Below are 20,561 nucleotides of genomic sequence, written 5' to 3' on the forward strand. Positions count from 1 at the left end.
TAGGTCAGGATGAAAGCCTGGTTATCGGGAGAAGATAAAAAATGGTACGTCGTCTGCTACAACTTTATGTCGGTTTGGGTCTGTATGGCCTCTCTACCACGATGTTTATTCGCTCGGATCTGGGGGTTGATCCGTGGGATGTATTTCACCTTGGCGTCGGGCTACAGCTGGGGATGAGTATCGGGACGGTGATCATTTTGACCGGCGCTGCGGTGCTGCTGCTGTGGATCCCCCTGCGCCAGATGCCCGGACTCGGCACGATCAGTAACGTGATTTGTATCGGTCTGGCGGCAGACGCCAGCATGGCGCTCATCCCCGAGCTAAGTTCGTTACCTGTGCGAATCGCTTTCCTGGTATCGGGCATTGTGATGAACGCGATTGCCACCAGTATGTACATTGGTGCCGGTTTCGGGCCCGGCCCGCGCGATGGTCTGATGACAGGCATTCACGCCCGGCTGGGCTGGTCCATTCGCAGCGTGCGAACCACAATCGAAGTGTCCGTCCTGCTGATTGGGTGCGTGCTTGGCGGTACGTTTGGCGTAGGAACCGTACTGTATGCCCTGACCATTGGTCCGCTTATTCAGCTCTGTATGCCCTGGTTCCGCCAGAAGTCGCGCAATGAGAACGTTCCTCAGCCGGAACGGGTTGTTTAATTTGCGAAGCGCTCACATGTTTTAACGGCATCGCTGTGGCAGAATAGTCGCTTCGACTATCGCGATGCCAGAATGCATGAAAGCAATCACTCTCTATGATGTCGCCTCCCTTGCGGGGGTTTCTTATCAGACCGTTTCCCGCGTGATTAACGACGCGGAGCATGTCTCTGCCCGCACGCGGGAAAAGGTGCAGCAGGCAATGGCGGAACTGCACTATGTGCCTAACTTGCGGGCACAACAGCTGGCGGGTAAACGCACCCGTACGCTGGGTCTTATTACGACCGATCTGGCGCTGCACGCGCCTTCACAAATCGTCTCGGCGGTAAAATCCCGGGCAGCGGAACAGGGGGCGAGTGTCCTCATTTCCATGGTAGAGCAACCGCACCAGTGTCAGGCCGCGCTTCAGGCGTTGCTGGCGCAGCGGGTGGAAGCACTGCTGGTCAATGTGCCGCTTGACGATCCTCACGCCGAACAGCTCAGGGCGCTGGCATCGCCCGTTCCGGTGCTGTTTCTGGATGTATCGCCCTCAGCGCAGGTAAACAGCCTCGTGTTTAACGCAGAGGAGGGGGCGCGTCTGGGCGTTGAGCATCTGCTTTCGCTGGGGCATCAGCATATTGCTTTGTTGAGCGGACCGGAAAGCTCGGTCTCTGCGCGTGCGCGTCTGGCCGGATGGCAAGCGACGCTGGCACAGGCCGGCCTTGACGCGGTTGCCGTGGAATACGGTGACTGGAGCGCGGCCAGCGGTTATGAAAAAGGGCATATGCTGCTGTCGGGTACGGTATTACCGGAGGCGATTCTGGTGGCGAACGATCAAATGGCGCTTGGGGTGATGCGCGCCTGCGCGGAAAAAGGGGTAGCGATCCCTGGCCAGCTATCGGTAGTCGGGTTTGACGATACGGCCGACAGTGCCTGGTTTTCGCCGCCGCTGACGACCGTTCGCCAGGCGTTTCGCCAGGCGGGCGAACGCAGCGTGACGTGGCTGCTGGACCCCCTCCAGGGCGATGACTGCTGGCAGGTTCAGCTGCCGGTTACGCTGGTGATCCGTCACTCCACCGCGCGCCGCCATCCGCAGCAGGCCGAGCAAGAGGATCTGGCGCAGCAGCTCAGACGCCTGGCTCTCCTGGCAGAGCAGCTTGCGCGTAAATAAAACTTTGTGATCTGACTCGCTGCTCCGCGATGGAATGCTTTACCCTAGCTCAGTGACAGGGCATGTTAACCAAAATTGTGAGCGCTTCGCAAAGAGGTTAGTATGCCCAACACTTTATCACCGACGCTCGGTGCCATTCTGGCCCGACGGGACTGGGAAAACCACGGCGTTACCCAGTGGAACCGGCTGTCGGCTCATGCGCCGTTACACAGCTGGCGCCATGAATCCTCGGCCCTGAACGACGAGGAGTCAGTCAGCAGACGTTCTCTTAACGGGGCGTGGCGGTTTAATTATTTTCCTGCACCCGAGCAAGTCCCGGAGGCATGGGTAACGGAAGATTGCGCGGACGCCGTTGCGATGCCCGTGCCGTCTAACTGGCAGATGCAGGGATTTGACACGCCCATCTACACCAACGTCACCTATCCCATTCCCGTCACGCCGCCTTTTGTTCCACAAGAGAACCCAACCGGATGTTACTCGCTCACATTTGAGGTGGATGACGCCTGGCTCCACGGCGGGCAAACCCGCATTATCTTTGACGGCGTGAACTCGGCGTTTCATCTTTGGTGCAACGGACAGTGGATAGGCTATTCCCAGGACAGCCGCTTGCCCGCCGAATTCGATCTCTCGGCGGCGCTGCGCGCCGGGGAGAACCGCCTGGCGGTCATGGTACTGCGCTGGTGCGACGGCAGTTATCTTGAAGACCAGGACATGTGGCGGATGAGCGGCATTTTCCGCGACGTCACTTTGCTGCATAAACCCGAAACGCAGATCGCCGATTACCATGTGTTGACGGACCTGAACGCTGAGCTGGACCGCGCGGTGCTGAAAGTGGCGGTCGCGCTGACAGGCGCTCGCTACGCGGAGTGCGATGTCACGATAACGCTGTGGCGCAACGGTGAACGCTGTGCCAGCGCGACCCAGCGGCCAGGCTCTGCCATTGTGGACGAGCGTGGCGGCTGGGCTGAGCGGTTAACGGTGGCGATCCCCGTCGAGCACCCTGCGCTGTGGAGTGCTGAAACGCCGGAACTGTATCGCCTGACGATTGCGCTTCTCAACCCGCAGGGTGAGGTGGTCGAGGTCGAGGCATGCGACGTTGGCTTCCGCCGCGTTGACGTCAGCAATGGCCTGCTCAAGCTCAACGGTAAACCGCTGCTGATCCGCGGCGTTAACCGACATGAGCACCACCCTGAAAACGGCCAGGTGATGGATGAAGCAACTATGCGTCGCGATATCGAAATCATGAAGCAGCACAACTTCAACGCCGTGCGCTGCTCGCACTATCCTAATCATCCGCTGTGGTACCGGCTTTGCGATCGTTATGGGCTGTACGTCGTTGACGAAGCGAATATCGAAACGCACGGTATGGTGCCGATGAGCCGCCTCGCTGACGATCCGCGCTGGCTACCTGCCATGAGCGAGCGCGTGACCCGCATGGTGCAGCGCGACCGAAATCATCCTTCGATTATTATCTGGTCGCTGGGCAATGAATCCGGCCACGGTGCGAACCACGATGCGCTGTACCGCTGGCTGAAAACCACCGACCCGACTCGCCCGGTGCAGTATGAAGGCGGCGGGGCGAATACGGCAGCGACCGATATTGTCTGCCCGATGTACGCCCGGGTCGATCAGGATCAGCCTTTCCCGGCAGTCCCTAAATGGTCAATCAAGAAATGGATCGGCATGCCGGATGAAACGCGTCCGCTGATCCTCTGCGAATACGCCCACGCGATGGGCAACAGCTTTGGTGGGTTTGCGAAATACTGGCAGGCGTTTCGCAATCATCCTCGCCTGCAGGGCGGGTTTGTCTGGGACTGGGTCGATCAGGCCCTGACGAAGCAAGACGAAAAGGGTAACGCGTTCTGGGCGTATGGCGGAGACTTTGGCGATAAGCCGAACGATCGGCAGTTTTGCCTCAATGGTCTGGTATTCCCCGACCGAACCCCGCATCCGGCGCTGTACGAAGCGCAGCGCGCCCAGCAGTTCTTTACCTTTACGCTGGCGAGCACTGCTCCGCTGGTGATTGAGGTGCAAAGCGGCTACCTGTTCCGCCACACCGATAACGAGGTGCTGAGCTGGACGATTGCACGTGATGGAGAGGTGCTGGCCGCGGGCGAGGTCACGCTCGCGATGGCTCCCGAGGGCACCCAGCGTCTGGAGCTCGATCTGCCTGCGCTGAAGGCCGGGCCGGGAGAGGTTTGGCTGAATGTTGAGGTTCGCCAGCCGCGGGCAACGCCGTGGTCACCGGCTGGCCATCGCTGCGCGTGGGAGCAGTGGCCGCTCCCGGTTCCTCTCTTTATTGCGCCGACAGTGTCTGCGGGCGAACCTCCCGTGTTGACGCAACATGACCTCATGCTGGAGATAACGCATCAGCAGCAGCGCTGGCAGTTCGATTGCACTTCCGGAAACCTGACCCAATGGTGGCGAGATGGCGTGGCACTGTTGATTTCACCCGTGACGGATAGCTTCAGCCGCGCGCCGTTGGATAATGACATTGGCGTGAGCGAAGCGACGAAAATCGATCCGAACGCGTGGGTTGAACGCTGGAAAGCAGCGGGTATGTACGATCTCACCTCCCGCGTACTGTCCTGTGATGCAGAGCAGCATGCTCGCGAGGTGGTGGTCAATACCCTGCATGTCTGGGAGTACCAGGGCAAAGCGCTGTTCCTGAGCCGTAAAACCTGGCGGGTGGACGAGCAGGGCGTTCTGCATGGTGATATTCAGGTCGATATGGCGTCTGATATCCCGGAACCCGCGCGGATTGGCCTGAGCGTTCATCTCGCCGAAGCGCCGGAAAACGTTCACTGGCTGGGGCTGGGGCCGCACGAAAATTACCCGGACAGAAAGCTGGCGGCACAGCAGGGGCGCTGGACATTGCCCCTGGAGGCGATGCACACGCCGTATATCTTCCCGACGGAAAATGGTTTGCGCTGCGATACCCGCGAACTTGTGGCAGGAACGCATCTGCTGAATGGCCGGTTCCACTTCTCAATAAGCCGCTACAGCCAGCAGCAGTTGCGCGAGACAACCCATCACCACCTGTTACGTGAAGAGCCGGGGTGTTGGCTCAACCTCGACGCGTTCCACATGGGCGTGGGCGGCGATGACTCCTGGAGCCCCAGCGTCTCGCCGGAATTTCTCCTGCAGACGCGCCAGCTTCGTTATCGCTTCAGCTGGCGTCAGAAGGCGGTCTGACGGGCAGTCCCGCGGCCATATTTTGTGTCCGCGGGGCTTAGTCAGAATACTTCCCAAGGTTATTTTCAGCCCACAGAATAAATTCCGTCTTTGGCAGCGCCTTACTGTAGAACCACCCCTGCCCATACTGCACCCCATGACGGTGCAGCCACGCGAGCTGCCCTTCGGTCTCGACACCCTCCGCTACCATCGCCAGCTTCAGCGATTTCGCCATTTCAATAATGTGCGGCGTGACGTTTTTGTACTCCAGCGCATCCACGAACGATTTATCAATTTTGAGCGTATCCACGTCGAGATCCTGCAGATAGCTCAGGCTGGAGTAGCCCGTGCCAAAGTCATCAATATAGACAGGGTGACCGGAATGACGTAGCGCGGCGATAGCCGGGGCGCTGATTTTAGGGTCGGCAAAACCGCGTTCGGTGAGCTCAAGAGCGATTTGTCGGGGGTGAATTTGCCATTTATTCATTAACTGACTCAGCAACGGTGGCAGTTTGCCGGAGGTCAAATCGGCAGGGGCGAGATTAATGGAGATATGCTGATCGGGGTGGTGTTGCAACCAGTGGCCCATATCTTCAAACACTTTTTCAATGACTAACTGCGTGAGCTGCGAGATGAGCCCGGTTTGTTCAGCAAGGGGAACAAAAATATCCGGCGAGAGGCTGCTGCCATCTGGCTGAGGCCAGCGCGCCAGCGCCTCTGCCCCCACCACTTTCCCGCTACAGAGCGCCACGATGGGCTGATAGTGAACCACAAAATCCCGGCTGTTAATGGCGTCAAGCAGGCGATTGCGGGGCGACTGGATGCGACGCAGTATCCGCAAGACAAACAGTGCGGCGAGCAAGCTTATCAACATGCCAAACGGTAACCAGAAAAGGAGTTGCCTGTGCCAGTTATCAGCCAAAGGTTTGAGCGGAGCCCAGGTCACGACGGTAAAGCCCAACTCAGGGACAGGCTTCATCACGTACATGGAACCGTTGTACTGGACGCGGTCTCCCTCTCGTTCCTGAATCATCTCGCGGATATGCGGCGCGAGTGGATTAGTGCTGGCAAAAATGCGGTGTGTTGCGGTTCCGACCAGGGCGGCGTCGATGGCTATTTCCCCGAAAGGGATCACATCCACCAGCGAGTCAGGATCGATCATGACAAGGTAGCGGCCTTTGCCCAGCACAACCATGTAGCGGTGAAATCACAGATCGTTTTGCGCCGTCAGCCATGCGCTGTAACCATCCCGGGTAATGCGCGTTGGTGGGGGGAAGGGGGAGGCATGGCTGGATTGCTCCAGCGAGGAGCAGCGTGGTTTCAGGTTGTCGGTATAGATCGCTTCCTGGACATATCGCCAGGAAAACGCGGCCCGGCGCATCTCTTTCAAATGCGAAGGGCTGCACGGCACGCCGTCATACGTTTGCAGATGATTAAGCGCATCTTTTGCCTGAGCCAGGACCCTGTCGGTTCGTATCAGCACACGAGAAGCATAGTTATCCAGCGCATCGACAAATTTCTCTTCCGCCTGGCGATGCGCCAGCCAGATGCTCAGGCAAATGGGAACCAGCACAGAAAAGATAAGTATGCCAGTCACCAGACTGACCAGATGTCGGGTATTCATGCTGTCGTTTCCTTTCTCATATGTCGAAATCCGGACGCTGAGTTCCCTGCCTGAAGAGAAAGATTTTACCGCGAAATGATACAGTTATAGCACGTGGGCGGCCTGGTTTTTATTTTATCTCAGGTAAACCTGTAAAATATCAGTGGCAAAATGGGGGTTGTTTTTTCAACAAGGGCTGGATATTATTTTGTTATGTTATAACAAAACATGAGAGATTGATGATGAAACCCGATATCCATCCAGCGTATCGCACTGTGGTATTCCACGACACCAGTGCCAATGAATACTTTAAAGTCGGCTCAACCATTAAAACTGACCGCGAAATTGAACTCGACGGTGAAACGTATCCATACATCACCATCGAGGTTTCTTCGAAATCGCACCCGTTTTATACCGGTAAGCAAAAAACGTTCTCCACAGATGGCAGCGCGGCGCGCTTCCGTAAGCGTTTTGGCGGTTTTCTTAATGCGAAGCGGGGGTAATGATGCAGGTGCTTAACTCATTGCGCAGTGCGAAACAGCGTCACCCGGATTGCCAGATAGTCAAACGCAAGGGACGCTTATATGTGATTTGCAAATCCAATCCGCGCTTTAAGGCGGTTCAGGGGCGTAAGAAAAGACGCTAGGCGCGTATTTCTCGCCAGCTTTCCAGGGATCTTTTCTGTTTGCCATCGGCGGTAAAATTGTCGGTGGCAAGCCAGCCTTCAAAGGCGCTCGCCAGCGCCGGCCACTCTTTGTCGAGAATCGAAAACCAGTCGGTATCCCGGTTACGGCCTTTTATGACCAGCGCCTGGCGAAACCGCCCTTCAAACTGAAAACCCAGGCGCAGTGCGGCTTTGCGTGAAGGCGCGTTAAGGCTGTTGCACTTCCATTCGTATCGCCGATAGCCCAGGGTATCAAACACGTACCGCATCAGCAGGTATTGCGCTTCTGTCGACATTGGCGTGCGGCTCAACAGTGGCGAGAAATGAACGTGACCCACCTCCACGACGCCGTTTTTCGGATCGATCCGCATCAGGGCCAGCGTTCCCACCGGAGACTGGGTCTGATTATCAATGACGGCAAAGTGCATCGGGTCAGATAAGTCACTCACGCTCGCCACCCATTTGGCATATTCAGCGGCCGTGGCATCAGGTTCGCGCAGCAGCCACGTCCAGCTGCGGGTGTCTTCGGCCAGGGAATAGGCGGAGAAGAGCGCCTCGGCATGCGCCACGCGCAGCGGTTCAAGCCGACAAAAACGCCCCTGCAGCACCACCCGGGACGGATGGGGTCGAGGCTGCCAGTCGATAAGGGCGTCGCCTACGGGTTGTCCAAACTCATTGAATGTCTTCATCTTCATTTCCGTGACGTTGAAAAGAGCTTCAGACTAGTGAATTGCTGGTTCCTTAAAAAGCACCACTCGACTATGTTTTGTTGGTACCACAAGGAGATGAGATGAATATACCGGGTGATGAATTTTATACCTTGCTCCATGCTGCACTGAAAAAGCGTGGGGATGAGACACTCCAGCGGGCGCTCTATCTGGCTTTGCGAGAGGCCATCCTCAGCGGGAAACTTCAGTCTGGTAGCCAGCTATCCGGCTCGCGCACGCTGGCGCAGCAGCTTGCGGTTTCCCGGAACACCGTTAACGCGGCGCTGGACCAGCTTACGCTTGAAGGCTATTTGCTGCGTAACCGGCAGGGTACAAAGGTGGCACAATTTGCGCACCGTGCACGCGTCCGGACATTGCCGGTGCCTGAGGTCGCGCTGGCAAAACGGCTCACTCAGCTGCCTGCGCCGGTGCAGCGTGATACTCCGGTCATGGCATTTACGCCGGGAACGCCAGCCATCAACTATTTCCCTTTGCCGCTGTGGCGGCGATTGTACGATCGCGTCCTGCGCGAGGAGGGGAGTGCTCTGCTAGGGTATGGCGATCCGGCCGGAGAGCCGTCGCTTCGTGCGGCGATTGCTCGCCACCTCGCGCTCTCCCGGGGCATTGACTGCGACGCCAGCCAGATAGTGATAACCGAAGGGGCGCTTGAAGGGGTTAATCTGTGCACGATGCTATTGAGCGAACCTGGCGATGTTGCCTGGGTGGAAAACCCCGGCTATGCCGGGGCCAAAAGTGCCTTTGTCAAAACCGGCCTGACAATGACGGGAATGCCGGTGGATGATGAGGGAATGTGCTGGGAAGGGCTGCGTGCGCCTTCCCCCACGCTGATTTTCACTTCGCCCTCGCATCAGTTCCCTTGCGGAAGCGTGCTCAGCGCTCGGCGGCGGCTGGCGTTGCTGGAGCTGGCCCGACAGCACAACGCATGGATCATTGAAGATGATTACGACAGCGAGTTCCGTTATGCCGGTGAGCCCGTACCGGCCATGCTGGGAATGGTGAATAACGCCCCTGTTGTGTATCTCGGAACCTTCAGCAAAACGTTGTTTCCGTCACTCAGAATGGGGTTTATGGTGCTGCCGCCCGCACTGGCGAAGGCGTCGCGCGCTGCCATTGGCTCGCTGCTGCGCGGCGGGCATCGTGCGGAGCAGCGCACCCTCGCGCTGTTCATTGAAGAAGGTCACTATGCCCGTCATCTTGCTGCCATGCGGCGGCTTTATCGTAAACGTTACCGCCAGCTGCGCGAGGCGCTGAGCACAGCGCTTCACACCCCTCACCGTATTCTTGCCGGAGAGGGCGGGATGCACCTGACGGTGACGATTAACGGTATTGATGACCAGAGGCTGGTGGAGAAGGCGAGGGCATTTCAGCTGGCACCCGCTGCGCTGAGCGGGTAATACCTGGAGGCGAAGCAAGGGCAAACCGGTCTGGTTTTAGGCTATGGCAATACCTCTGCTTCGCAGTTTGTGCCGGGTATCCGACGCCTGCAGGCGTTAATTACGCAGCAGCAGGGCGGGAAAGAGTAAAGACATCATAGAAAGAGAGCTGACCTTTGGTGGAAACCATTTTTTGCAGCTTCTCTTTTTGCACGGTTTCAACGGCCGGAGAGTGCATGATGCTCTCGATAAGCTCCGCAGGCACGAAACGCGTGTTGTACCATTCACCGTTGTAGCAGACCCGGAAATCGAGCACGTCGATATCTTCGTAACGGTAGCGGGGATTCACGTCGAAAAAGAAAAAAGCGTTAAAGACGACAAATAACACAACCAGTAGCCAGACGGAGTCCACCAGCGTCTCGGACTTCAGCATCACAATAAGCGTTGCCAGCCAGGCGGCATACATTGCGACAAACAGTCCGGGATGTTTGCGGATAAAGCTGATGCTAAAGCGCGGGCGATTATCGCGCTTTTCGCGGAGGTTAAGATCGTCGATGGTGGCGGTAAGCAGGCGCTGTATCTCGGTCATTTTTTGCCTTTATGCGTGTAGACAATACAGGGTGTCTGCCAATTTTAGGGGAGCCATCCCGCTGAAAAAAGTAACAGTCAGGCGCTAAAAGACCATAACAGTTGACTCCCCCGGGATCTTACAGCGTTTTGATGATCTTCGCCGGGTTACCCCCAACGACGACATTAGACGGGACGTCTTTCGTCACGACGGCACCGGAAGCGACGACCACGTTGTCACCCAGGGTAACGCCTGGGTTAATGACCGCCCGTCCGCCAATCCAGACATTATTGCCAATAGTGACGGGCTTACCAAACTCGACGCCGCTATTACGTTCCTCCGCATCCAGGGGATGGGTTGCTGTATAAATATGAACACCCGGCGCGAGCATACAGTTATCGCCAATATGAACAGGACACACATCCAGCATCACGCAATCGAAGTTCGCGTAAAAGTTTTTGCCCAGATAAATGTTATATCCATAGTCGCAGCGGAAACTCGGCTCAATATAAGCCCCTTCACTTTGCCCCAGCAGTTCCGCCAGAATGGTCTGGCGTTCTGTTTTTTCATCAGGCGCAGTGTGGTTATAGCGATGGATGAGATGGCGTGCCCGCAGTCTGTCGGCGCGTAGTGTCTCATCACCCGGGCGGTAATGTTCACCTGAAATCATCTTCTGTTTTTCAATGCTCATCGTAAACCTCTCTGGATGTGATTCCTGAAGGGTAATCGCAACTGGCCAGAAGGGGAACGTTCCCGAAAAGCCGATGTGAGCAGCGTCACAACATTGTTGCTGATGAGCGCGTTTAACACGGAGACCTGGCTTTCGCACAGGGAGCATAACGGGACAGGTAAATACAGCCTAGAACGTGGCGTAGAAACTCTACAGACACACTTCAAAGATCAACGAACAAATTTCCACACGGATGTGGGGATTTTGTCATATAACTTATTCATCGTTAGCTCAGCGAGGCGATGGTCAGCAGCTGAATAAAATACCGCCAGTTCATTATCAGAAAGCTCGTATTTATTCTTTTCAATGACGCGTTCGAGGGTGTCAATTGACTGACAACGACGTAAGCGCATCAAATAATCGACCTTTGTGAGTGGTTTTTCAGACATAAATTCACCTTAGTAATTGTAATAATTTTAACAGGAAAGGCTAACGGGGTTAGCTCTGCTCACGTTGACGAAACAGCGGAATAGTCGGTTTCCCGATTTGCGCCATTTTTGCAAATCCTGAGCGTTAATGCCGTAACTACTGAACAACATAAAGGTGTCGTCCAGGTATTCATCAATTTGCTCAATGAGCTTATTATCTTCATTGTACTTAATTTTATAATTAAGTGCGAAGGTAGCGATATGCTCGATAAGCTCGTTCAACTGTAAATTGATGGCAGACGTTGGATCGTTTACCCAGCCATGGTTACTTTCATCAAGATTGGCAAGGCAGTCATGGTACAAGGATTCGCAGAGAAATTTCAACTGCGCGATATCATGCCGTTTTGGCGAGTACTCGTCCATAGCGCATCCCCTTCTGAGTGATTTATTACTCACCGAACATCATTGTCGGGATGGATACAACTGACTTAGCTACATGAGTGCTGTGTTCCTGATAACCTAACTATAAGCCACTCCTGTCTGGATTTCACCGCGCTATTACGAAAAATTACAAATAAAACCGCAGGCTGCGAGACTCTACGCAAATGTTCATCCGGAACGGAACATTTTTATCCAGATTAACGCTTGTTTTGTTAGCTTCCTTACGTTTCATTAGCTTAGGTTTGCGCCTGAAGAAAAAGTTCAAATCCGGAGTTCTGTTTTTCCGAACTTTTAATTAGGAATATTCCTAACCCTCTGGCCGAAGAAATGAATTTAAAAAAATCCTGTATTCTCGGATTACGTTATGCGTTATTTATGATATGTCCTGTTACGCTGGCAGAAAATAAATAAAACCACAATAAGCGTATTTTATGATTTTTTCTTAAAATGAAAAAGGCCGCTAATGCGGCCTTTTTATGATGTGAAACCGGTATCAGTGCGGTTCTACCGAATGACTGTGCTCAACATCTTCATTTTTGCGGCTGAAGCGGCGGCGAACCACCACGAAGAACACCGGAACGAAGAAGATAGCCAGCACGGTCGCGGTGATCATACCGCCCATCACGCCAGTACCGACCGCGTTCTGCGCACCGGAGCCCGCGCCAGAGCTGATAACCAGCGGCAGTACGCCGAGGATAAACGCCAGTGACGTCATCAGAATAGGACGCAGACGCATACGTACCGCTTCAAGCGTCGCCTCGATAAGCCCTTTACCTTCTTTCTCCATCAGGTCTTTGGCGAATTCAACGATAAGTATCGCGTTCTTCGCCGACAAGCCAATGGTTGTCAGCAGGCCTACCTGGAAGTACACGTCGTTGGTCAATCCACGGAACGTCGCCGCCAGCAGTGCACCGATAACCCCGAGTGGAACCACCAGCATAACGGAGAACGGAATCGACCAGCTCTCATACAGTGCCGCCAGACACAGGAATACCACAATCAAAGAAATGGCATACAGGGCAGGGGCCTGGTTACCGGACAGACGTTCCTGATAGGACATACCGGTCCAGTCATAGCCGATGCCCGAAGGCAATTTGCTCGCCAGCTCTTCCATCAGGTTCATGGCTTCACCGGTGCTTCGGCCTGGTGCGGCCTGACCCAGGATCTCCATTGATGGCAGACCGTTGTAACGTTCCAGACGTGGTGAACCATATTCCCAGCGTGACGTTGAGAACGCCGCGAACGGAACCATCTGACCATTGCTGCCGCGAACGTACCAGTTGTTAATATCATTCGGCAACATACGGTACTGCGCCTCTGACATCACGTACACTTTCTTCACACGACCACGGTCGATGAAGTCGTTCACGTAGCTACCGCCCCAGGCCGCGCCCAGTGTGGTATTGATGTCGCTGATGGACACGCCCAGCGCCTGTGCTTTCTCCTGGTCGATATCGATCTTGTACTGCGGCGTATCTTCCAGACCGTTTGGACGCACGCCAACCAGCAGGTCAGGGTGTTTCGCCACCTCTCCGAACAGTTGGTTACGTGCCTGCGTCAGTTTTTCGTGACCCAGACCGCCCTGGTCGATCAGCTGGAAGTCGAAACCAGTCGCGGTACCCAGTTCAACAATCGCTGGCAGGTTAAAGGCGAAGACCATCGCATCCTTAATCTGCGAGAAGGTCCCCATTGCACGGCCAGTGATGGCCTCAACTTTGTTCTCTTCGCCCGGACGATCCGCCCAGTCTTTCAGAGAGACGAAGGCGATACCGGTGTTCTGACCACGACCCGCAAAGCCAAAGCCGTTAACCGCAAACACGGACTCAACGTTCGCTTTCTCTTTGGTGAGGTAGTAGTCCGTCACTTCATCCAGCACTTTCTGGGTACGCTCCTGCGATGCACCCGCCGGAAGCTGCGCCATCGTCAGGAACACGCCCTGGTCTTCATCAGGCAGGAACGAGCTTGGCAGACGAACGAACAGATAGGCCATGCCGACGACAATGATGATATAGAGCAGCAGATAACGACCGGTGCTACGCAGGATGTTGCCCACGCTGTCGGTGTAGTGGTGCGTGCTCTTGTCAAACATGCGGTTAAACCAGCCAAAGAACCCTTTATGCTCGCCATGACCGCCTTTCTGAATGGGCTTCAGCATGGTGGCACACAGCGCAGGCGTCAGGATCAATGCGACCAGCACCGACAGCGCCATCGCGGAAACGATGGTAATCGAGAACTGGCGGTAAATCGCACCGGTAGAGCCGCCGAAGAAGGCCATCGGGATAAATACCGCCGACAGTACCATCGCGATACCGACCAGCGCGCCCTGGATCTGGCCCATGGATTTACGGGTTGCTTCCTTCGGCGGTAAACCCTCTTCCGCCATGACACGTTCGACGTTCTCTACCACCACGATGGCGTCATCCACCAACAGGCCGATGGCAAGCACCATCCCGAACATCGTCAGGGTATTTATCGAGAATCCAAAGGCCGCAAGGATGGCAAAGGTCCCCAGCAGAACGACCGGCACGGCGATGGTTGGGATCAGCGTCGCGCGGAAGTTTTGCAGGAACAGATACATCACCAGGAAGACCAGGATAATCGCTTCTACCAGCGTTTTAACCACTTCATGAATCGAAATTTTTACGAACGGCGTCGTGTCGTACGGGTAGACGATTTTCAGACCTGACGGGAAGAACGGTTCCATCTTCTTCAGCTCTGCGCGGATCGCCGTGGCGGTGTCCAGGGCGTTAGCGCCGGTCGCCAGTTTAATACCCAGACCGGAAGCCGGTTTACCGTTAAACTTCGCAATGATGTCGTAGTTTTCGCCACCCAGCTCCACTTTCGCTACGTCGCGCAGGCGAACCTGCGAACCGTCCTGATTCACTTTCAGCAGGATTTTGCTGAACTCATCGGCGGAGGTCAGACGGGTTTGCGCGATAATGGACGCGTTAAGCTGCTGGCCTTTCACAGGTGGTGTACCGCCTAACTGACCGGCTGCCACCTGGGCGTTCTGCGCTTTAATCGCGTTAATCACGTCAACCGGCGTCAGCTGGAAGTTGTTCAGTTTGTTCGGATCCATCCAGATACGCATCGCGTACTGAGAACCGAACAGCTGAACGTCACCCACACCGGAAGTACGGCTGATGGCATCCTTCATGTTGGCGCCCACGTAGTCGGAAATATCCTCCTGCGTCATGGTGCCGTTGGTGTTGATAACGCCAACAACCATCAGGAAGCTACTGGACGATTTCTCGACGCTCACGCCCTGCTGTTGTACTTCCTGCGGCAGCAGCGGCATTGCCAGCTGCAGTTTGTTCTGCACCTGAACCTGTGCGATGTCAGCATCGGTACCTGACTCGAAGGTCAGGGTGATCTGTACTGTACCGGTTGAGTCACTGTTTGAGGACATGTACATCAGGTTATCGATACCGTTCATGTTCTGTTCGATAACCTGGGTGACGGTGTCCTGCACCGTTTTCGCATCAGCGCCCGGGTAGGTTGCGGAAATTGTCACCGCCGGTGGCGCAATCGTTGGATATTGCGCGACAGGCAGCTTCAGGATCGCAAGTCCCCCGGCCAACATGATGATAATGGCGATCACCCACGCAAATATGGGGCGATCGATAAAGAAATTAGGCATGTCTTAACGGCTCCTGTTTAAGTTAAGACTTGGTTTGTTCTGACTGGTCAGCGGCCGAAGCAGATTGTTTATCGTCAGATTTCACTTCCTGTGCTTTGACCTGCGCACCAGGACGAACTTTTTGCAAACCAGTAACAATCACGCGATCACCATCTTTCAGACCTTCCGTCACCAGCCATTTATCGCCAATCGCCTGAGTGGCGGTAATGTTGCGCATTTCGACTTTGTCATCCGCCCCGACAACCAGCGCGCTCGCATCGCCACGTGGCGTACGGGTCACACCCTGCTGTGGAACCAGAAGTGCGGTTGGATTGGTGCCTTCTTCCAGACGCGCGCGAACGAACATACCTGGCAGCAGATTTTTGTCAGGGTTCGGGAAAATCGCCCGTAAGGTGATGGAACCGGTAGTCTGGTCGACCGTCACATCGGAGAACTCCAGAGTCCCTTCCTGCGGGAACTTGATACCGTCGTTGGTCACCAGCTCCACTTTGGCTTTGCCGTTTTCCTGTTTCAGGGTGCCGTTAGCCAGCTCCTGTTTCAGGCGCAGGAAATCATTGCTGGACTGGGTTACGTCAACGTAGATCGGATCAAGCTGCTGCACGGTAGCCAGCGCAGTGGTTTGTCCGTTCTGTACCAGCGCCCCTTCCGTGACGGAAGATTTACCAATACGACCGCTGATAGGGGAGGTCACTTTGGTATAGGCCAGATTAATACGTGCGGTTTCGACGGCCGCTTTGGCGGCCACCACGGCGGCGTTAGCCTGCTGGGCATCGGCCAGAGCGGTATCATAATCCTGTTGACTGATGTACTTCGTACCGAGCAGTTTTTGATAACGGTTCAGCGTCAGCTGGGCGATTTTGGCGGCGGCTTGCGCTTTTGCCAGGTCGCCTTTGGCGCTTTCATAAGAGGCCTGATAGGTCGCGGGATCAATCTGATACAGAGACTCACCGGCTTTCACATCACCGCCTTCGGTAAAGTTACGTTTCAGGATAATGCCACTCACCTGAGGGCGAACTTCCGCAATGCGATAGGCATTGGTACGGCCAGGTAATTCGGTGGTGATCTGCAGAGGTTCAGATTTGAGTGTCACTACGCCGACTTCTGGCGCCTGCTGAGCTCCTTGTTGAGCTGGTTTGTCGTCACATCCTGTTAGCGCTAAGCTGCCTGAGAGCATCAGAACGACCGCCAGAGGCGTTAACCCTCTGTTTTTGTTCATATGTAAACCTCGAGTGTCCGATTTCAAATTGATCAATGGTCCTGAGTCCAAAAACCCATTGCTGCGTTTATATTATCGTCATGCTATGGTACATACATTCACAAATGTATGTAAATCTGACTCCTGTAAATTCACTCACCTATGGCACGAAAAACTAAACAACAAGCGCTGGAAACCCGACAACATATCCTTGATGTGGCAATACGTTTGTTCTCTCAGCAGGGTGTTTCATCAACCTCGTTGGCACAAATTGCTCAGGCTGCTGGCGTGACTCGGGGTGCGATTTACTGGCATTTTAAAGATAAGTCAGATCTGTTCAGTGAAATCTGGGAGCTTTCAGAGTCCAGCATTAGCGATCTTGAGAGTGAGTATCGGGCAAAATTCCCTGACGATCCACTCTCAGTATTAAGAGAGATATTAGTATATATCCTTGAAGCTACGGTAGTTGAAGAACGTCGCAGATTAATGATGGAAATAATTTTTCATAAATGCGAGTTCGTGGGCGAGATGGCGGTGGTGCAGCAGGCGCAGCGTAGTTTGTGCCTGGAGAGTTATGACCGCATTGAACAAACGCTCACCCAGTGTATGCAGGCGAAGCTGTTACCGGCTAATTTACTGACTCGTCGGGCGGCTATCCTGATGCGCAGCTATATTTCGGGCCTGATGGAAAACTGGCTTTTTGCGCCGGACTCCTTTGACCTCAAGCAGGAAGCACGCAGCTACGTCGCGATTTTACTGGAAATGTGTCAGTTCTGCCCGACGCTGCGCAGCGATGCCCCTTCGTTACCCGCCTGAGCCATTCCAGGATTTATCTTAGAGGATAACGTTCACGCTATTCTGCTTCAGACGAGCGTGATATTCTTCACGCCGGACTATTATCGGTCATCTGCTGACATCATTCACAACTATGCTGCCCATCAATCGCTCGCAACATCCTGTTTTTGCATTGCTCTTTGCTATGCTGTTTTTCTTCTCCACCGGACCGCTTTCGTGGGCCCGCGCAGATAACAGTACGGATATCCCCTCACGCAGTGATATTCAGTCGCAACTCGACACCCTGAACAAACAAAAAGAGCTCTCTCCGCAGGAGAAACTCACCCAGCAGGATCTGACAGAGACGCTGGAAAACATTGATAAAATTGAGCGCGTTAAAGCAGAAACCACCCAGCTTCGTCAGAAGGTGGCGCAAGCGCCTGAGAACATGCGCAAGGCCACGGAAGCGCTGAATGCGCTGAGTGACGTCGATAACGACGACGAAACGCGTAAGACGCTCGCCACGCTTTCTTTGCGTCAGCTGGAGTCGCGCGTTGCCCAATTGCTCGACGATCTGCAAACCGCGCAGTCCGACCTCGCGACCTACAACAGTCAGCTCGTCTCTCTGCAAACCCAGCCCGAGCGCGTGCAAAATTCGATGTATACCGCGTCTCAGCAGCTGCAGCAGATCCGCAACCGCCTGAACGGTACGACGGTGGGGGAAGGGACGCTTCGCCCAACGCAGCAAACTCTGCTGCTGGTTCAGCAGTCATTACTCAATGCGCAAATTGAACAGCAGCGTAAAAGCCTGGAAGGGAATACGGTGCTGCAGGACACGCTCCAGAAACAGCGTGATTACGTCACGGCGAATATTAATCGTCTGGAACACCAGCTTCAGCTGCTGCAGGAAGCGGTAAACAGTAAGCGTCTGACCCTGACGGAAAAAACGGCCCAGGAGGCGGTATCGCCGGACGAAACAGCCCGTATTCAGGCCAACCCGCTGGTGAAACAGGAGCTTGAGGCTAACCATCAGCTGAGTCAGCGTCTGATTCTGGCGACGGAAAACGGCAACTCGCTGGTTCAGCAAAACATTAAAGTGAAAAACTGGCTGGATCGGGCGCTGCAGGCGGAACGCAACATCAAAGAACAGATCGCGGTCCTGAAAGGTAGCCTCCTGCTGTCGCGTATTCTCTACCAGCAGCAGCAGACGCTGCCGTCCGCCGACGAGCTGGAAGACATGACTAACCGCATTGCGGATTTGCGTCTGGAACAATTTGACGTGAATCAGCAGCGTGATGCCCTTTTCCAGAGCGATAACTTCGTCGCCAAAATTGAAGAGGGTCATTCCAGCGACGTGAACCCGGAAGTGCATGACGCGCTGCTCCAGGTCGTCGATATGCGCCGTGAGCTATTGGATCAGCTCAACAAACAGCTGGGCAACCAGCTGATGATGGCCATCAACCTGCAGATCAACCAGCAGCAGCTGGTCAGCGTTTCCAAAAGCCTGCAGGAGATTTTGACGCAGCAAATTTTCTGGGTGAACAGCAACAAGCCGATGGACTGGGACTGGGTGAAGTCCTTCCCTGAGCAGCTGAAAACGCAGATCAAGAGCATGAAAATCACCGTGAACTGGGAGAAAGCCTGGCCTGCGGTAATGATTGCTTTCCTGGCGGGATTACCCCTGCTGCTGATTGCCGGTCTGATTCGCTGGCGTTTGAAATGGCTTAAACAGTACCAGGCGAAGCTGGCCTCGGAAGTGGGGCAACTGCGCAACGACAGCCAGCTCCATACGCCAAAAGCGATTCTGATCGACCTTATTCGCGCTCTGCCGGTGTGCCTGATTATTCTGGCGGTAGGCCTGATTCTGCTCACCATGCAGCTTAACGTCAGCGATCTGCTGTGGGCATTCAGCAAAAAACTGGCGCTGTTCTGGCTGGTGTTTGGCCTGTGCTGGAAGGTCCTGGAAAAAGACGGCGTTGCGGTCCGTCATTTCAACATGCCTGCCCAACTGACCAGCCACTGGCGTCGTCAGATTGTGCGTGTCAGCCTGGCGCTGCTGCCGCTTCACTTCTGGTCGGTTGTTTCTGAACTGTCTCCGCTGCATCTGATGGATGATGTGCTGGGTCAGCTGGTCATTATGCTGAACCTGCTGCTGATTGCCATCCTCATGTGGCCGATGTGCCGCGATAGCTGGCGTGATAAAGAATCCCACAATATTCGTCTGGCCACCGTGACGGTACTGGCGATCATTCCGCTGGCGCTGATGGTGCTCACGGCGACGGGCTACTTCTATACCACGCTGCGTCTGTCCGGGCGCTGGATCGAAACGGTCTATCTGGTGATCGTCTGGAATCTGCTCTATCAAACCGTACTGCGCGGGTTAAGCGTCGCGGCTCGCCGTATTGCTTACCGTCGTGCCATCGCGCGTCGTCAGCATCAGGTGAAAGAGGGCGCCGAAGGTGCGGAGCCACAGGAAGAACCGACCATCGCGCTGGAGCAGGTCAACCAGCAGACGCTGCGTATCACTATGCTGGTGATGATCGCGCTGTTTGCGGTGATGTTCTGGGCTATCTGGTCTGATTTAATTACCGTTTTCGCCTACCTCGACAGCATCACCCTCTGGCAGTACAACGGCACCGAAGCTGGCGCTGCGGTGATGAAAAGCGTCACCATGGGCAGCCTGCTGTTTGCGCTGGTGTCGTCGGTGGTAGCCTGGGCGCTGATTCGCAACCTGCCGGGTCTGCTGGAAGTGCTGGTCCTCTCGCGGCTGAACCTGCGTCAGGGGGCGTCGTACGCTATCACTACGATCCTGAACTACGTCATTATTATTGTCGGGGCGATGACGGTATTCGGCTCGCTGGGCGTCTCGTGGGATAAACTCCAGTGGCTGGCGGCCGCCCTCTCGGTAGGTCTGGGTTTTGGCCTGCAGGAGATCTTCGGTAACTTTGTCTCCGGTCTGATCATCCTGTTCGAACGTCCGGTGCGAATTGGCGATACCGTCACCATCGGGACGTTCTCCGGTACGGTCAGCAAGATCCGCATTCGTGCCACCACGATTACCGATTTCGATCGCAAAGAGGTGATCATCCCGAACAAGGCGTTCGTGACCGAGCGTCTGATCAACTGGTCGCTCTCTGATACGGTGACGCGCGTGGTGATCCGCCTGGGCGTAGCCTATGGATCGGATCTGGAGAAGGTGAAAGAGGTGCTGCTGAAGGCAGCCTCAGAACATCCGAAAGTGATGCACGATCCGGCTCCGGCGGTGTTCTTCACCACCTTCGGGCCAAGCACGCTGGATCATGAACTGCGTTTATACGTGCGTGAACTGCGTGACCGTAGCTACACGGTAGATGAGCTTAACCGGTCTATCGATCGCCTGTGCCGTGAAAACGATATTAATATCGCCTTCAACCAGCTTGAAGTTCACCTGCGTAACGAAAAAGGTGATGAGCATACGGAAGTGAAGCGCGACATTAAAGGTGACGATCCCACTCCGGCTTAAT

At 55.0% G+C, this 20,561-nt stretch carries 14 protein-coding genes and 2 pseudogenes; 8 read left to right on the forward strand and 8 right to left on the reverse strand.

Annotated features, from left to right (window positions below):
• The first annotated feature begins 41 nt into the window (after window positions 1-41).
• From L383_RS23035 to L383_RS23025, 3 genes are all read left to right on the forward strand, one after another.
• Window positions 42-653: a membrane protein YczE gene (locus tag L383_RS23035; protein ID WP_014882793.1), complete on the forward strand. Its 612-nt coding sequence runs from the start codon at window positions 42-44 to the stop codon at window positions 651-653.
• Between the two features lie 76 nt (window positions 654-729).
• Entirely contained in the window at window positions 730-1,800 is a 1,071-nt protein-coding gene (locus L383_RS23030) for a LacI family DNA-binding transcriptional regulator (RefSeq protein ID WP_023332243.1), read from the forward strand.
• A gap of 102 nt (window positions 1,801-1,902) precedes the next feature.
• Entirely contained in the window at window positions 1,903-4,995 is a 3,093-nt protein-coding gene (locus L383_RS23025) for a beta-galactosidase (protein WP_023332244.1), read from the forward strand.
• Between the two features lie 37 nt (window positions 4,996-5,032).
• Here L383_RS23025 and L383_RS0123585 read toward each other — a convergent pair.
• A pseudogene (locus tag L383_RS0123585) lies at window positions 5,033-6,598 on the reverse strand (EAL domain-containing protein).
• Between the two features lie 221 nt (window positions 6,599-6,819).
• Here L383_RS0123585 and L383_RS23020 point away from each other — a divergent pair.
• Together L383_RS23020 and ykgO are read left to right on the forward strand one after the other, a co-directional pair.
• The gene (locus tag L383_RS23020; RefSeq protein WP_010428154.1) at window positions 6,820-7,080 is read left to right on the forward strand and encodes a type B 50S ribosomal protein L31; all 261 of its coding nucleotides are present in this window, start codon (window positions 6,820-6,822) and stop codon (window positions 7,078-7,080) included.
• Between the two features lie 2 nt (window positions 7,081-7,082).
• Window positions 7,083-7,223 carry a type B 50S ribosomal protein L36 gene (gene ykgO / locus L383_RS23015; RefSeq protein WP_003859006.1) on the forward strand — a complete coding sequence of 47 codons (141 nt, stop codon included), beginning with the start codon at window positions 7,083-7,085 and terminating at the stop codon, window positions 7,221-7,223.
• On the opposite strand, the gene L383_RS23010 is transcribed toward ykgO, so the two are convergent.
• The gene (locus tag L383_RS23010) at window positions 7,220-7,930 is read right to left on the reverse strand and encodes a GNAT family N-acetyltransferase (protein WP_014882798.1); all 711 of its coding nucleotides are present in this window, start codon (window positions 7,928-7,930) and stop codon (window positions 7,220-7,222) included. The genes ykgO and L383_RS23010 overlap by 4 nt on opposite strands.
• 101 nt (window positions 7,931-8,031) lie before the next feature.
• Between L383_RS23010 and L383_RS23005 the strand changes: the two are divergent.
• Window positions 8,032-9,492, forward strand: a pseudogene (locus L383_RS23005) (PLP-dependent aminotransferase family protein).
• On the opposite strand, the gene L383_RS23000 reads toward L383_RS23005, so the two are convergent.
• From L383_RS23000 to acrA, 6 genes are all read right to left on the reverse strand, one after another.
• Window positions 9,464-9,931 carry a YlaC family protein gene (locus tag L383_RS23000; RefSeq protein WP_014882800.1) on the reverse strand — a complete coding sequence of 156 codons (468 nt, stop codon included), beginning with the start codon at window positions 9,929-9,931 and terminating at the stop codon, window positions 9,464-9,466. The pseudogene L383_RS23005 and the gene L383_RS23000 sit on opposite strands and share 29 nt — an antisense overlap.
• Window positions 9,932-10,049: 118 nt before the next feature.
• A complete protein-coding gene (maa, locus tag L383_RS22995; RefSeq protein WP_014882801.1) occupies window positions 10,050-10,601 on the reverse strand; it encodes a maltose O-acetyltransferase in 552 nt (183 codons plus the stop codon).
• Window positions 10,602-10,810: 209 nt separating this feature from the next.
• Entirely contained in the window at window positions 10,811-11,029 is a 219-nt protein-coding gene (locus L383_RS22990; RefSeq protein WP_014882802.1) for an HHA domain-containing protein, read from the reverse strand.
• Between the two features lie 27 nt (window positions 11,030-11,056).
• A complete protein-coding gene (gene tomB / locus L383_RS22985) occupies window positions 11,057-11,431 on the reverse strand; it encodes an Hha toxicity modulator TomB (RefSeq protein ID WP_008499288.1) in 375 nt (124 codons plus the stop codon).
• A 511-nt stretch (window positions 11,432-11,942) separates the two neighbouring features.
• Entirely contained in the window at window positions 11,943-15,089 is a 3,147-nt protein-coding gene (gene acrB / locus L383_RS22980) for a multidrug efflux RND transporter permease subunit AcrB (protein WP_014882803.1), read from the reverse strand.
• Between the two features lie 22 nt (window positions 15,090-15,111).
• Window positions 15,112-16,305, reverse strand: a complete 1,194-nt coding sequence (acrA, locus tag L383_RS22975) for a multidrug efflux RND transporter periplasmic adaptor subunit AcrA (protein WP_014882804.1) — start codon at window positions 16,303-16,305, stop codon at window positions 15,112-15,114.
• A 141-nt stretch (window positions 16,306-16,446) separates the two neighbouring features.
• Here acrA and acrR point away from each other — a divergent pair, with 141 nt between their 5' ends.
• Together acrR and mscK are read left to right on the forward strand one after the other, a co-directional pair.
• A complete protein-coding gene (gene acrR / locus L383_RS22970; protein WP_014882805.1) occupies window positions 16,447-17,100 on the forward strand; it encodes a multidrug efflux transporter transcriptional repressor AcrR in 654 nt (217 codons plus the stop codon).
• Window positions 17,101-17,212: 112 nt separating this feature from the next.
• Entirely contained in the window at window positions 17,213-20,560 is a 3,348-nt protein-coding gene (mscK, locus tag L383_RS22965) for a mechanosensitive channel MscK (protein ID WP_032628730.1), read from the forward strand.
• Window position 20,561 lies beyond the last annotated feature (1 nt).

Origin of the sequence: Enterobacter sp. MGH 37, from assembly GCF_000534515.1 — a bacterium.
In the GTDB taxonomy this organism is placed as follows: Bacteria; Pseudomonadota; Gammaproteobacteria; order Enterobacterales; family Enterobacteriaceae; genus Enterobacter; species Enterobacter kobei.

Coding starts and splice junctions, on each gene's coding strand:
- L383_RS23035 (WP_014882793.1), top strand. CDS start 42: ATGGTACGTCGTCTGCTACAACTTTATGTCGGTTTGGGTCTGTATGGC.
- L383_RS23030 (WP_023332243.1), top strand. CDS start 730: ATGAAAGCAATCACTCTCTATGATGTCGCCTCCCTTGCGGGGGTTTCT.
- L383_RS23025 (WP_023332244.1), top strand. CDS start 1,903: ATGCCCAACACTTTATCACCGACGCTCGGTGCCATTCTGGCCCGACGG.
- L383_RS23020 (WP_010428154.1), top strand. CDS start 6,820: ATGAAACCCGATATCCATCCAGCGTATCGCACTGTGGTATTCCACGAC.
- ykgO (WP_003859006.1), top strand. CDS start 7,083: ATGCAGGTGCTTAACTCATTGCGCAGTGCGAAACAGCGTCACCCGGAT.
- L383_RS23010 (WP_014882798.1), bottom strand. CDS start 7,930: ATGAAGACATTCAATGAGTTTGGACAACCCGTAGGCGACGCCCTTATC.
- L383_RS23000 (WP_014882800.1), bottom strand. CDS start 9,931: ATGACCGAGATACAGCGCCTGCTTACCGCCACCATCGACGATCTTAAC.
- maa (WP_014882801.1), bottom strand. CDS start 10,601: ATGAGCATTGAAAAACAGAAGATGATTTCAGGTGAACATTACCGCCCG.
- L383_RS22990 (WP_014882802.1), bottom strand. CDS start 11,029: ATGTCTGAAAAACCACTCACAAAGGTCGATTATTTGATGCGCTTACGT.
- tomB (WP_008499288.1), bottom strand. CDS start 11,431: ATGGACGAGTACTCGCCAAAACGGCATGATATCGCGCAGTTGAAATTT.
- acrB (WP_014882803.1), bottom strand. CDS start 15,089: ATGCCTAATTTCTTTATCGATCGCCCCATATTTGCGTGGGTGATCGCC.
- acrA (WP_014882804.1), bottom strand. CDS start 16,305: ATGAACAAAAACAGAGGGTTAACGCCTCTGGCGGTCGTTCTGATGCTC.
- acrR (WP_014882805.1), top strand. CDS start 16,447: ATGGCACGAAAAACTAAACAACAAGCGCTGGAAACCCGACAACATATC.
- mscK (WP_032628730.1), top strand. CDS start 17,213: ATGCTGCCCATCAATCGCTCGCAACATCCTGTTTTTGCATTGCTCTTT.